Origin of the sequence: Pseudoclavibacter sp. Z016 (assembly GCF_002931215.1) — a bacterium.
Lineage (GTDB): Bacteria > Actinomycetota > Actinomycetes > Actinomycetales > Microbacteriaceae > Pseudoclavibacter.
The window spans coordinates 139,425-153,133 of sequence record NZ_PSTU01000010.1; the positions used below are offsets into that span (position 1 = coordinate 139,425).

Annotated in this window: 11 protein-coding genes; 9 read left to right on the plus strand and 2 right to left on the minus strand. The window is 69.0% G+C overall.

Translation table 11 applies throughout. The annotated features are described in order from the left end of the window. The first annotated feature begins 40 nt into the window (after nt 1–40). The gene (gene pheT / locus C5B99_RS06130; RefSeq protein ID WP_104240900.1) at nt 41–2,608 is read left to right on the plus strand and encodes a phenylalanine--tRNA ligase subunit beta; all 2,568 of its coding nucleotides are present in this window, start codon (nt 41–43) and stop codon (nt 2,606–2,608) included. Nucleotides 2,609–2,707: 99 nt separating this feature from the next. On the opposite strand, the gene sufU is transcribed toward pheT, so the two are convergent. Beyond that, on the minus strand, nt 2,708–3,163 hold the full coding sequence (sufU, locus tag C5B99_RS06135) for a Fe-S cluster assembly sulfur transfer protein SufU (protein ID WP_104240901.1): 456 nt from the start codon (nt 3,161–3,163) through the stop codon (nt 2,708–2,710). Then, complete coding sequence (locus C5B99_RS06140; RefSeq protein ID WP_104240921.1) at nt 3,160–4,431, minus strand: SufS family cysteine desulfurase; 1,272 nt, start codon at nt 4,429–4,431, stop codon at nt 3,160–3,162. The genes sufU and C5B99_RS06140 overlap by 4 nt, the downstream gene beginning before the upstream one ends. A 245-nt stretch (nt 4,432–4,676) precedes the next feature. Here C5B99_RS06140 and argC point away from each other — a divergent pair, with 245 nt between their 5' ends. The 8 genes from argC (at nt 4,677) to tyrS (ending at nt 13,538) form a co-directional block, all read left to right on the plus strand. Further along, entirely contained in the window at nt 4,677–5,726 is a 1,050-nt protein-coding gene (argC, locus tag C5B99_RS06145) for an N-acetyl-gamma-glutamyl-phosphate reductase (RefSeq protein WP_104240902.1), read from the plus strand. After that, entirely contained in the window at nt 5,723–6,886 is a 1,164-nt protein-coding gene (gene argJ / locus C5B99_RS06150) for a bifunctional glutamate N-acetyltransferase/amino-acid acetyltransferase ArgJ (protein ID WP_104240903.1), read from the plus strand. Before argC ends, argJ begins: the two co-directional genes overlap by 4 nt. A gap of 87 nt (nt 6,887–6,973) precedes the next feature. Continuing rightward, on the plus strand, nt 6,974–7,864 hold the full coding sequence (gene argB / locus C5B99_RS06155; RefSeq protein ID WP_104240904.1) for an acetylglutamate kinase: 891 nt from the start codon (nt 6,974–6,976) through the stop codon (nt 7,862–7,864). Between the two features lie 70 nt (nt 7,865–7,934). Beyond that, nucleotides 7,935–8,864: an ornithine carbamoyltransferase gene (gene argF / locus C5B99_RS06160; RefSeq protein WP_104240905.1), complete on the plus strand. Its 930-nt coding sequence runs from the start codon at nt 7,935–7,937 to the stop codon at nt 8,862–8,864. A 55-nt stretch (nt 8,865–8,919) separates the two neighbouring features. Beyond that, nucleotides 8,920–10,119 carry an argininosuccinate synthase gene (locus tag C5B99_RS06165; protein WP_104240906.1) on the plus strand — a complete coding sequence of 400 codons (1,200 nt, stop codon included), beginning with the start codon at nt 8,920–8,922 and terminating at the stop codon, nt 10,117–10,119. A gap of 2 nt (nt 10,120–10,121) precedes the next feature. Continuing rightward, a complete protein-coding gene (argH, locus tag C5B99_RS06170; RefSeq protein WP_104240907.1) occupies nt 10,122–11,555 on the plus strand; it encodes an argininosuccinate lyase in 1,434 nt (477 codons plus the stop codon). Nucleotides 11,556–11,563: 8 nt separating this feature from the next. Further along, on the plus strand, nt 11,564–12,205 hold the full coding sequence (locus C5B99_RS06175) for a DNA-3-methyladenine glycosylase (protein WP_104240908.1): 642 nt from the start codon (nt 11,564–11,566) through the stop codon (nt 12,203–12,205). Between the two features lie 28 nt (nt 12,206–12,233). After that, nucleotides 12,234–13,538 carry a tyrosine--tRNA ligase gene (gene tyrS, locus C5B99_RS06180; protein ID WP_104240909.1) on the plus strand — a complete coding sequence of 435 codons (1,305 nt, stop codon included), beginning with the start codon at nt 12,234–12,236 and terminating at the stop codon, nt 13,536–13,538. Nucleotides 13,539–13,709 lie beyond the last annotated feature (171 nt).

Genomic DNA, 13,709 nt, shown 5'->3' on the forward strand with positions numbered 1-13,709 from the left:
TGCGTGCTCCCTCTGCTCCTCTCAACGAAAGTCACATCTGATGCGCGCTCCACTCTCTTGGCTCCGTGAGTACGCGGAGATCCCGGCCTCGGCCTCTCCCGCGTCGGTGCTCGACGCCTTCGTGCGCGTCGGGCTCGAAGACGAAGCCGTGCACGGCACCCAGCTGCAGGGTCCGATCGTGGTCGGCGAGGTGCTCTCGGCCGAGCCGGAGCCGCAGTCGAACGGCAAGACCATCAACTGGTGCCAGGTGCGCGTCGCGCCAGAAGGACAGCTCGCCGCAGACGGCGGCGCGGACGTGCGTGGCATCGTCTGCGGCGCACACAACTTCGGTGTCGGCGACTCGGTCGTCGTCACGCTCCCGGGAGCGGTCCTTCCCGGAGACTTCGCGATCGCGGCGCGGAAGACCTACGGTCACGTCTCCGACGGCATGATCGCCTCCCAGTCTGAACTCGGGATGGGCGATGACCATGACGGCATCATCGTGCTCTCGCGGCTCGGCGTGAGCGCGGCCCCCGGCACCGACGCCATCGAGCTGCTCGGCCTCACCGAGCAGGCGGTCGAGGTCAATGTCACCCCCGATCGCGGATACGCGATGTCCATCCGCGGGCTCGTCCGCGAGTACTCGAACGCGACGGGCGTGGCCTTCACCGACCCCGCGCTCCGGCCCCAGCTCGAGGCTCTCCTCGGCGAGGGCATCGCCGCGGATGCTCAGGACGTCCGCGTCAAGGTCACGATCGACGACGACGCGTCCGTGCGGGACCAGCCCATGGCACCGGTCTTCATCGGCCTCGTGGTCGAGGGCATCGACGCGACGGCGGCGACCCCGACGTGGATGTCCCAGCGGCTCCGGCTCGCGGGGATCCGCCCGCTCGGCATCGCGATCGACATCACGAACTACGTCATGCTCGAGCTCGGTCAGCCGATCCACGGCTACGACCTCGACAAGCTGCGCGGCGCCATCCACGTGCGCCGTGCGCGCGAGGGCGAGCAGCTCACGACCCTCGACGGCAAGGAGCGCACGCTGAGCGCCGAGGACATCCTCATCACCGACGACCGCGGCCCGATCGGGCTCGCTGGTGTCATGGGGGGAGCGGAGACCGAGCTCAGCAGCGAGACGAAGAACGTCTACATCGAGGCGGCGTCGTTCTCGCCCATCTCGATCGCGCGCACCGCGCGCCGCCACAAGCTGCCGAGCGAGGCCTCGCGTCGCTTCGAGCGCCGTGTCGACCCTCGCGTCGCTCAGCCGGCAGCCGCTCGTGTCGCGGAGCTGCTCATCGAGCATGCAGGCGGCCGCGTGGTGCGTGCCGGCAGCGTGCACGAGCAGATCCCGGCCCCGGAGTCGCTGACGCTGCCCGTCGATGCCGCCTCGAAGATCATGGGCGTCGACTACACGCTCGACGAGACGATCGGCGCGCTGCGTGCCGTCGGCTGCGAGGTCTGGGAGGAGGCCGACGGGCTCCTCGGCGTGACGGTGCCGAGCTGGCGCGGGGATCTCACCGAGCCGGTCACCCTCGTCGAGGAGATCGGGCGCCTGTGCGACTTCGAGCGCATCCCGTCGCGGCTTCCCGTCGCGCCTCCGGGTCGGGGGCTCACCCGCGAGCAGCGCCTTCGCCGCGCGGCTGCCGACGTGCTGGCCGCGTCCGGGGCTGTCGAGGTGCAGAGCTACCCGTTCGTCGCGGAGACGGACACGGTCACGTTCGGTCGGGCGGATGCGGGCGAGGTGGCTGCTGTGAAGCTCGCCAACCCACTGGACCCGCGCGCCGCGTGGCTCCGCACGAGTCTGCTGCCCGGTCTGCTCACGATCGCGCACCGCAACGTCTCGCGTGGTCTCACCGACCTCGCGATCTTCGAGACGGGAACGGTCTTCAAGCCAGAGTCCGGCGTGGTCTACGGCGTGGACGAGGTTCCCGCGGTCGCAGTGCGGCCGACGGCTGAGCGCATCGCGGAGCTGGAGGCTGGGCTCCCGCCGCAGCCGCGGCACGCCGCCGGCATCGTGCTCGGTCACCGCGAGCCGAAGCGCCCGGGGCACGCGCCGACTGCGGCGTCGTGGGAGGACGCGCTCGAGCTCGTCGCCCAGCTCGGCTTGGCGACCGGTGCGGAGATCCAGGTGCGACAGGGTGCCCACAGGGCCTTCCACCCTGGCCGATGCGCTGAACTGTACCTGAGCCACGGGGCTGCCGAGGTGGTTGTCGGCTACGCCGGCGAGGTGCACCCGGACATCGCCGAGGCTGCCGACCTGCCTCGCGTGGTCGCTGCGTTCGAGGTCGACCTCGACGCGGTCATCGAGCTCGCTCGGAGAGAGGTGCTTCCAGCGCCCATCTCGACCTTCCCCGCAGCTACACAGGATCTGAGCCTCGTCGTGGCCGAGGCGGTCCCGGCCGCTGAGGTCTCCGCCGCCGTCACCGAGGGTGCTGGTGCGCTGCTCGAGCAGCTGACGATCGTCGACGACTACCGGGGGACCGGGCTCGAGGACGGGCAGAAGAGCCTGACGTTCGCGCTCCGGTTCCGGGCGACGGACCGCACGCTGACGGCCTCCGAGGCGAGCGAGGCCAAGGAAGCCGGCGCGGCGTTGGCGTCCGAGCGCTTCGGCGCCACCATGCGCGCCTGAGCTCACGCTGACGCGAATCGCCCGGCCCCAATGGGGCCGGGCGATTCTGTGTCCTGCGGGTCGGCTGCAACGCTGCGGCGGCCCGGTCCCTGACCGGGGTCAGTCCTGGCGGGAGACCGCAGCCTCCTTGAGGCTCGCCTCCAGGGCGACCCACGCGAGCATGGCGCACTTGACCCGCATCACGAACTTGGAGACGCCCTGGAAGGCGACGGCGTCCTCGAGCAGATCCTCGTCCGGCTCGGAGCCGTCGCGAGTTCGGAGCATCAGACGGAATGCGGCGATGAGCTCGTCGATCTGCGCCGTCGACTTGCCGACGGCGAGCTCGCTGAGCACGGACGCGGAGGCCATCGAGATGCTGCAGCCATCGCCCTGCCACGCGAGCTCGGAGAGCCCTGTTCCATCAGCATCCAGCTTGACCCGGACCGTGATCTCGTCGCCGCAGCTCGGGTTGCGCTCGAAGTGCTCGGCGTCGGCGTCTGGCAGCGGACCATCGCCCGTTCGCTTCTTGGAATGCTCGAGGATGAGCTGCTGGTAGAGGCCGTCGAGGGCGCTCATGCGTCGACCCCGAACCAGGCGCGGACCTGGCCGACCGCGAAGAGCAGTCGGTCGACGTCCTCTCGCGTCGTGTACAGGTAGCTGCTCGCGCGGGTCGACGCGGTGAGCCCGAGTCGGCGGTGCAGCGGCTGCGCGCAGTGGTGCCCGCCGCGGACCGCGATGCCCTTCGAGTCGAGGAACTGGGTCACGTCGTGCGAATGGACCCCCTCCACCTCGAAGCTCACGAGCCCGGCGCGCGGGGTGCCCACCTCGTCCCCGATCGTGCGGATCCCGGGGATGCCTGCGAGGCCCGCGAGGAGGAGCTGGCCCATCTCGGCCTCGTGGGCGGCCACCGCCTCCATGCCGACCCCTTCGAGGTAGCGGACGGCTTCGGCGAGGGCGACGACCTGCGAGACGGGTTGCGTGCCGGCTTCGAAGCGCGTCGGAGGAGCCATGAAGTCGCTGGCCTCCATCGTGACGGTGGTGATCATCGATCCGCCCGTGCGCGCAGGCGGCAGGGCATCCAGCATCTCGGCGCGGCCGTACAGCACTCCGACGCCGTTGGGGCCGAGCATCTTGTGGCCAGAGAACGCCGCGAAGTCGACGCCGAGCGCCGGGAAGCTGACCGGCAGGTGCGGCACCGACTGGCAGGCGTCGAGGACCACGATGGCGCCGGCCTCGTGCGCGAGCTCGGTGAGGCGCTTCGCGTCGGCGATGAGCCCGGTCACATTGGAGACGTGCGCGAAGGCGAAGACCTTGGTTCGCTTCGAGATGAGAGCTGCGGCATCGTCGACGCTCCACGTGCCCCGGTCGTTCACCGGGACGTAGACGAGCGTCGCTCCCGTGTCCAGGGCGAGCTGCTGCCATGGCACGAGGTTGGCGTGGTGCTCTGCTTCCGTGATGAGGATCTCGTCGCCGTCGCCGATCGCAAGCCGCTCTGCTCGGGGGCCGCCTCTGCCCGCGCTGGCGATGCGGATGCCGCCCGTCACGAGGTTGATCGCGTCGGTGGCGTTGAGGGTCCAGGAGATCTGCTCGGGTGCCGCGCCGACGAAGCCCGCGACGGTCTCACGGGCGTCCTCGAACGCGACGGTCGAGAGCGCGGCGAGCGTGTGCGCTCCTCGGTGCACGGCGGCGTTCTCGGTCTCGAGGAAGCGGCGCTCAGCGTCGAGGACCTGAGTCGGCCGCTGCGAGGTCGCACCGGAGTCGAGGTAGACGAGGGGGGTGCCGTTCACCTCTTGATCCAGGATCGGGAAATCCTGTCGGAGCTCGAGCACCCTGGCGTCGCTCAGGGCGTGGACGCCCTCGGGTGCTGCGCTGCTCTGGAGTGATGAAGCTGCGTCTTCGGTGTTCAGTGTCACATCGTCCTCTCGTTGGCCTCGCACCGCAGACGCTCGAGTGTCGACGGTCTCAGCCTGTCAAGCCTACGAGTGCAACGAGCTCGCTGCCCGCCGCATTCCCGTCTGCGTCGCTCGAGGGCTGGTCTGCCCGCGCCGGCCGGACTCGCGCGGGGGTGGCACGGCCTAGGATGAACGGCATGGCTTTCTCCGTTGCAGTAGCTGGGGCGAGCGGGTACGCGGGTGGGGAACTCCTGCGCATTCTCGCCTCGCACCCCGAACTCGAGGTCCGCACCGTCACCGCGCATGCGAATGCGGGTGAGCGGCTGCTGCGCGTGCACCCTCACCTTGCGAGCTACGCGGACCTGGTCCTCGAGCCCACGACCGCCGACGTGCTGTCCGGCCACGACGTCGTGTTCCTGGCGCTGCCGCACGGCGCGTCCGGTGCGATCTCCGCCGAGCTCGGCGACGACACGCTGGTCATCGACTGCGGCGCCGACCACCGTCTGGAGCGCGAGGAAGACTGGGCCGAGTACTACGGTGGCGACTTCTTCGGCACATGGGCGTACGGGCTCCCGGAACTCGAGCTCGCTGGTGCGCCCGACAAGCAGCGCTCGAACCTCCGAGGCGCTTCGCGGGTCGCCGTTCCCGGCTGCAATGTCACGGCGATCACGCTCGCACTCGCACCCGCCATGCACCGCGGGCTCGTGCATCCCCTCGACCTCACGGCGGTTCTCGCCGTCGGCCCGTCCGGTGCCGGCAAGAAGGCGGCCGTCTCGCTGCTCGGCTCCGAGCTCATCGGCTCGGCGAACCCCTACGCAGTGACCGGGGAGCACCGGCACAACCCCGAGGTACGTCAGAACCTCCGCCGCGCAGCCGGCGCCGAGGTCAGCCTCGCGTTCACGCCCGTGCTGGTGCCGATGGCACGCGGCATCCTGGCGACCACGACGGCGCGCCTCGAAGCGGGCGTCGACGCGGCGCAGCTCCGCGCCGCCTACGAGGAGTCCTACGGGGCTGAGCGGTTCGTGCAGCTCCTGCCCGACGGCGAATGGCCGCGCACGGGCGACGTGACCGGCTCCAACCGGGCCTCGATCGGCATCGGCATCGACGAGCGCGCAGGCCGCTTCGTGGCGGTCGCGGCGATCGACAACCTCGGCAAGGGCACCGCGGGCGCCGCGGTGCAGTCAGCGAACATCGCCCTGGGTCTCGAAGAGGCCCTCGGTCTTCCCTTGGACGGAGTGGCACCGTGAGTGTGACCGCAGCAGCAGGTTTCCGCGCGGCAGGAGCCGCGGCAGGCATCAAGTCAGAAGGGCGTCGAGACGTCGCGCTTGTCGTCAACGACGGGCCGAGCGCGGCCTGCGCCGCGGTCTTCACGAGCAACCGCTGCAAGGCGAACCCGATTCTCTGGTCCCAGGAGGCCATCAGGGGCGGCTCGATCTCGGCCATCGTCCTGAACTCGGGCGGCGCGAACTGCTACACGGGGTCCTTCGGTTTCCAGACCACGCACCAGACGGCCGAGGCCGTCGCCGCGAAGCTCGGCATCGGCGCGGGAGACGTGCTCGTCTGCTCGACCGGCCTCATCGGGGTGGGCGACCAGAGCTTCCGCGACGGCGTGCTGCGCGGGGTCGAGCTCACGGCCGATTCGCTGGCAGCGACGGTCGAGGCGGGGGATGAGGCCTCGCTGGCCATCATGACGACCGACTCGAAGCCGAAGCGCTCGGTCCGCGACGGTGACGGCTACGTCATCGGCGCGATGGCCAAGGGGGCTGGCATGCTCGCTCCAGGACTCGCGACGATGCTCGTCGTCATCACGACCGACGCCGACCTCGAGTCCGGGGCGCTGGACCGGGCACTCCGCGCCGCGACCCGGGTCACCTTCGACCGCGTCGACTCCGACGGCTGCATGTCCACCAACGACCAGGTGACGCTCATGGCCTCTGGGGCGAGCGGCGTCACCCCGGACGAGGCGGCCTTCACGACAGTGCTCACCGAGGTCTGCGCTGACCTCGCCCGTCAGCTGCAGCAGGACGCGGAAGGCGCCAGCCACGACGTGACGATCACGACGATCGGGGCCGCGACGGAGCAGGATGCGCTCGACGCGTCCCGGGCGGTCGCCCGCTCGAATCTCTTCAAGGCCGCCATCTTCGGCAACGACCCGAACTGGGGACGCGTCCTGGCCGCCGTCGGCACGACCGACGCCGAGTTCGACCCCCAGGCGCTCGATGTCACGATCAACGGGGTCATGGTCTGCCGGGCGGGGACGCCCCACGAGTCCGCGGACCTGGTCGACCTGACGCCTCGGGACACGAGCGTGCTCATCGATCTGCACGCCGGCGTGAGCGAAGCGACCATCCTGACCAACGATCTGACGCACGACTACGTGCATGAGAACAGCGCCTACTCGTCCTGACGAGCGAGCGACTCCCGCGAGGCGGGGCAGCCGCCGAGCGTCTGCCCGACCAGCCCGACGGTTTCTGACCGGCCCGAAAGGGGCAGCATGACCACTTCTGACCTGTACGAGAAGGCGACCTCCAAGGTCGAGACCCTCATCGAGGCCCTTCCCTGGATGCAGGAGTTCGCCGGGCGGGTTCTCGTCATCAAGTTCGGCGGCAACGCCATGGTCGACGCCGAGCTCTTCGAGGCGTTCGCGTCGGATATCGCCTTCCTCCGCTACGCCGGCATCAAGCCGGTCATCGTGCACGGCGGCGGACCTCACATCTCGCGGATGCTCGGCAAGCTGCGCATCGAGAGCGAGTTCAGGGGCGGCTACCGCGTCACGAGCGAGGAGGCCATGGATATCGTCCGCATGGTGCTCGGCGGGCAGGTCGCCAGGGAGCTCGTAGCCGCGATCAACGAGCGGGCGCCGATCGCCGTCGCGACGAGCGGCGAAGACGCCGGCCTCTTCCAGGCGCGGCGGAAGAAGCTCCTCATCGACGGCGAGACCGTCGACCTCGGCTTCGTGGGCGAGATCGAGACGGTCGACCCCACGGTCGTGAAGGCGGATATCGCGGCCGGTCGCATCCCCGTCATCTCCTCGATCGCGAGCGACATCGACTCACCCCGCAAGGCGCTCAACATCAACGCAGACCGGGCCGCCTCCGCCCTCGCGCAGGCGCTCGGCGCGGCGAAGCTCATCATGCTGACCGACGTCGCGGGACTCTACGGCGACTGGCCCGACCTCGACTCGCTCATCTCGGAGATCAAGCTCGACGAGCTGCGCGCCCTGCTGCCGACGCTCTCTGCTGGCATGATCCCGAAGGTGCAGGCCTGCATCGAGGCGGTCGAGGGTGGCGTCGACCAGGCCGCCATCATCGATGGCCGTGTCCCGCATTCGATGCTGCTGGAGATCTTCACCACCGAGGGCTTCGGCACCAAGGTCTCCGCGTGAGGCACGTGCACCTGCCCGCTCAGCGCCCGATGATTCGACTTCGCCGCTCCACCCACCGAAAGGCCAAACCGTGATTCGCCACTTCCTCCGCGACGACGACCTGACCCCCGCCGAGCAGCGCGAGGTGCTCGAGCTCGCTGCAGTGCTCAAGCGCGACCGCTTCTCAGCACGTCCGCTCGAGGGCCCGCGCAGCGTGGCAGTGATCTTCGACAAGACCTCGACGCGCACGCGTGTCTCGTTCCACGTCGGCATCTCCGAGCTCGGTGGCTCGCCGCTCATCATCTCGACCGCCTCCAGCCAGCTCGGCGGCAAGGAGACGGCGTCCGACACCGCCAGAGTCCTCGAGCGCCAGGTCGCAGCCATCGTCTGGCGGACCTATGCGCAGAGCGGCCTGGAGGAGATGGCCAACGGAGCGCTCGTGCCGGTCGTGAACGCGCTGAGCGACGACTTCCACCCGTGCCAGCTGCTCGCCGACCTGCTCACCGTCAACGAGCACCTCGGCGACCCAGCCGGCCGCACGCTGGTGTTCCTCGGCGACGGCGAGAGCAACATGGGGCATTCCTACCTGCTCGCCTGCGCCACGGCGGGCATGCACGTTCGCATCGCCGCCCCCGTCGGCTTCCAGCCGCGCCCCGACGTCGTTGCCGATGCCGAGCGCATCGCCGCCGAGACGGGTGGCTCCGTGGTGGTCGGCGACGACATCGACACGCTGGTCGCGGGGGCAGACGTCGTCGTGACCGACACCTGGGTCTCGATGGGCCGCGAGGACGAGAAGCAGTCCCGCATCGACGCTCTCAGCGCCTACCGAGTCACCGAGGCCACGATGGCGAACGCCGCCACCGGCGCGATCTTCCTGCACTGCCTGCCGGCAGACCGCGGGTACGAGGTCGACGGAGCCGTCATCGACGGCCCGCAGTCGGTCATCTGGGATGAGGCGGAGAACCGCCTCCACGCCCAGAAGGCGCTGCTCGTCTGGCTTCTCGCCAAGGCCGCGGCCTGACCCGCGCATCCACCCCACATAGACTGAACACACGACTCAAACGCTAGGAGCATTGATGACGGAACGCGTCGTTCTCGCATACTCCGGAGGTCTCGATACCTCCGTCGGCATCGGATGGCTGAAGGATGCCACCGGCAAGGACGTGGTCGCTCTCGCGATCGACGTCGGCCAGGCCGGTGAGGACATGGAGCAGGTGCGACAGCGAGCGCTCGACTGCGGCGCTGTCGAATCGGTTGTCGTCGACGCGCGCGAGGAGTTCGCGAGCGACTACATCGTCCCGGCGCTCAAGGCGAACGCCCTCTACCAGAAGCGCTACCCGCTCGTCTCCGCGCTGTCCCGCCCGCTCATCGCGAAGCACCTCGCGAAGACCGCTCGCGAGCTCGGCGCAGACTCGATCGCGCACGGCTGCACCGGCAAGGGCAACGACCAGGTCCGCTTCGAAGCGGCGGTCGCGGCTGTCGCACCGGAGCTCACCTCGATCGCACCCGTGCGCGACCTCGCGCTCACTCGCGACAAGGCCATCGTGTACGCGCAGGAGCACAACCTGCCCATCGAGCAGTCGAAGAAGAGCCCGTACTCGATCGACCAGAACGTCTGGGGTCGCGCCGTCGAGACCGGGTTCCTCGAGGACCCGTGGAACCCGCCGATCGAGGACCTCTACACGTACACGCAGGATCCTGACCTGACGCGTGAGCCCACCGAGGTCACGGTGACGTTCGAGCAGGGCGTCCCGGTGAAGATCAACGGGGAATCGCTGACGCCCATCCAGGTCGTCGAGCTCATGAACAAGCTCGCTGGCGACCAGGGCGTCGGCCGCATCGACGTCGTCGAGGACCGCCTTGTCGGCATCAAGAGCCGTGAGATCTACGAGTCCCCGGCCGGTCTGGCCCTCATCGAGGCGCACGAGCACCTCGAGGACCTGACGATCGAGCGCGACGTCGCCCGCTTCAAGCGCGGGATCGAGGCCGAGTGGTCGAACCTGGTCTACGACGGGCTCTGGTTCTCCGGTCTCAAGCGGTCGCTGGACGCGTTCATCAACCACACGCAGGAGCACGTCTCCGGCGAGGTGCGCATGACGCTGCACGGCGGTCGCGCGGTCGTCACCGGCCGCCGTTCGGATGAGTCGCTCTACGACTACAGCCTCGCGACCTACGACACCGGCGACACGTTCGACCAGTCGCACGCCAAGGGATTCATCGAGCTGTGGAGCCTTCCGTCGAAGATCTCGGCTCGCCGCGACAAGCCGGAACTCTGAGCATGGCTGCATCCGAGGGCGCCTCGAAGTCCGGGGGAGTGACCACGCCGGGAGCTCTCTGGGGCGGTCGCTTCAGCGACGGGCCGTCCCCGGAGCTCGCGCGGCTGTCCAAGTCGACGCACTTCGACTGGCAGCTCGCGAAGTACGACATCGCCGGCTCGCGAGCGCACGCTGGTGCGCTCGCGGCGGCGGGATACCTCGATGACGCCGAGCTCTCGGGCATGCTGGACGCGCTGACCGAGCTCGAACGTCGCGTCGTGTCCGCCGAGTTCGTGGCGGCCGACGACGACGAGGACGTGCACGGCGCCCTGGAGCGCGGTCTGATCGAGATCGCGGGTCCGGAGCTGGGCGGCAAGCTGCGAGCTGGTCGCAGCCGCAACGACCAGATCGCGACGTTCGTGCGCATGTACCTTCGCGATCACAGCGCGATCATCGCGGAGCAGGTCGAGACGCTCGTCGAGGTCCTCGCCCAGCAGGCGGAGCAGAACATCCAGGTCATCATGCCGGGGCGCACGCACCTGCAGCATGCGCAGCCGGTGCTGCTCTCGCACCACCTGCTCGCTCACGCATGGCCGCTCCTTCGAGACCTGGACCGCCTGCGCGACTTCGATCGCCGGCTGGACGAGTCGCCCTACGGTGGAGGGGCCCTCGCGGGCTCCACCCTCGGTCTCGATGCGGTCCGCGTCGCCCGCGAGCTGGGCTTCGCGTCCTCATCCCCGAACTCGATCGACGCGACGGCGAGTCGTGACCTGGTCGCGGAGTTCGCGTTCATCGCGGCGCAGATCGGCATCGACCTGTCGCGCTTCTCGGAGGAGATCATCCTCTGGAACACGAAGGAGTTCGGCTTCGTCACGTTGCACGACGCGTACTCGACCGGGTCCAGCATCATGCCGCAGAAGAAGAACCCCGACATCGCGGAGCTCGCGCGCGGCAAGGCAGGTCGCCTCATCGGCAACCTGGCTGGCCTCCTCGCGACGCTCAAGGCACTCCCGCTTGCGTACAACCGGGACCTGCAGGAGGACAAGGAGCCGATCTTCGACTCCGTCGAGACGCTCGAGCTGGTGCTCCCCGCCTTCACTGGCATGGTCGCGACGCTCACCTTCCACGGTGAGCGCATGCGCGAACTCGCACCGCAGGGCTTCTCGCTCGCGACGGATGTCGCCGAGTGGCTGGTGAAGCGGCAGGTCCCCTTCCGCATCGCGCACGAGGTGTCCGGCTCCATGGTGCAGGCAGCGGAGTCCAAGGGCGTCGACCTCGATGGCTTGACCGACGAGGAGATCTCGGCCGTGTCCGAGCACCTGTCGCCGGAGGTGCGCGAGGTGCTCTCGGTCGACGGGTCCGTGGCGACTCGCGATGGCAGGGGCGGTACGGCACCTGTCCGCGTCGCTGAGCAGATCGTCGAGCTCCGCGAGCGGCTGGCAAAGCTCACATCCTAGGTGTCCGCGTGGATGACGATTTCCGCGCGGCCCTTTTCGAGGGACCGCTCTCGGCAGCAGACGCGCTGCTGGGGGCGGTCCTTTCGCGTTCGGCCCCGGACGGCACGGTCTCGGTGCGCCTCACCGAGGTGGAGGCGTATGCCGGCTCCGGGGATCCCGGGTCGCATGGCTTCCGCGGCCGGACGGCGAGGAACGCCACGATGTTCGGGCCAGCAGGTCACATCTACGCGTATCGCATCTACGGGCTCCACACGTGCATCAATGTCGTGGCGGGGGAGTCCGGTATTTCATCCGCAGTGCTCCTGAGGGCAGGCGAAGTGGTCGATGGCGTCGAACTCGCGAGAGCCCGCCGCGGTGCGGGGCGCCGTTCCGGGACACCCGTGCGCGACCACGAGCTGGCTCGTGGGCCCGGGAACCTGGTCAGGGCCCTCGGCGCGACCTTCGGCGATGACGGTGCCCGGCTCGATGAGGCGCCGTTCGCGTTGGTTTCGGGCGAACGCTCCAGCAGAGGGGCTGTGGTGCGCGGGCTCCGCGTCGGCGTGGGCGCTCCCGGTGGTGCTCTGCCGTTCGACTGGCGCTTCTGGATCGACGGAGACCCGTCCGTTTCGCGCTATATCGCGCACAAGTCGCTCCGCGCGGGGCGGCGCTGAGGCGGCAGGTGCTTGATACGGTTGCCCGGTGACTACGCGTGATCTGACGACCCAGCAGAACGACACCACCTTCGAGCATGTCATCGACGAACTCGAGTGGCGCGGGTTCATCCACGTCTCGACGGATCTGGCCGAGCTGAAGGCGCGGATGGACGAGGGGCCGATCACGTACTACTGCGGTTTCGATCCGACCGCCCCGAGTCTCCACCTCGGGCACCTCGTGCAGCTGATCCTCCTCCGTCGACTGCAGCTCGCGGGCCACAAGCCGCTCGGCCTCGTCGGCGGGTCGACGGGACTCATCGGCGACCCCCGTCCCACGGCCGAGCGCACGCTCAACTCGCGAGAGACCGTCGCGGAATGGGTCGAGGGGCTGCGCGGACAGATCGACGGCTACCTGTCGTTCGAGGGCGACAACGCGGCGCGCATGGTGAACAACCTCGACTGGACGGCGCCGCTCTCGGCGATCGACTTCCTGCGGGAGATCGGCAAGCACTTCCGCGTCGGCTCCATGCTCAAGAAGGATGCCGTCTCTGCGCGACTGAACTCCGAGGCCGGCATCTCGTACACGGAGTTCAGCTACCAGATCCTGCAGGCGATCGACTTCCTGGAGCTGCACCGGAACTACGGCTGCGTGCTGCAGACGGGTGGCAGCGATCAGTGGGGGAACCTGACCTCCGGCGTCGATCTCATTCGGCGTACCGAGGGTGCGAGCGTCCACGCGCTCGGAACACCGCTCATCACGAACTCGGATGGGACGAAGTTCGGCAAGAGCGAGGGCAACGCGATCTGGATCGATGCCGACCTCACGAGCCCGTACGCCTTCTACCAGTTCTGGCTCAACACGGACGACGCCGATGTCATCGCGCGGATCAAGATCTTCACGTTCCTGACGCGCGCCGAGATCGCGGAGCTCGAGAAGCTCGTCGCAGACGAGCCGTTCAAGCGCGTCGCCCAGAAGACGCTTGCCTCGAAGGTGACGTCGCTGGTGCATGGACAGGAGGCGACCGACGCAGTCATCGCGGCCTCGGCCGCCCTCTTCGGGCAGGGGGAGCTCACCGCGCTCGATGGAGACACGCTTCGCTCTGCGATTCTCGAGCTCCCGAACGCGGAGGTTGCCGATGGAACGCTGGTCGCTCAGGCTCTTGTCGACACCGGGCTCGCGAAGAGTCTCGGCGACGCGCGTCGCGGGATCTCCCAGGGCGGCGTCTCGCTCAACAACGAGCGGGTTGCCGACGAGGCTTCGGTCGTGAGTGCATCAGCAGCGCTGGCCGGCGGCGTCGCAGTCCTGCGTCGGGGCAAGAAGACCCTCGCTGGCCTGGTTTTCCGGGCCTGACGGGGGGAACGGGCCTGAATCGACACGCCCGGGATGCGCCCTGAGTTGTGCGCCGACCCTGCCCTGCGTAAAGTAATCACTCGTCAGGCCAACGGAGCGAAACGCGAGAGCGGGTCGCACGGGCCGGACAGTCCGAAAGAAAGATCAGCATCTGCCACTTGTTCTTGCAAG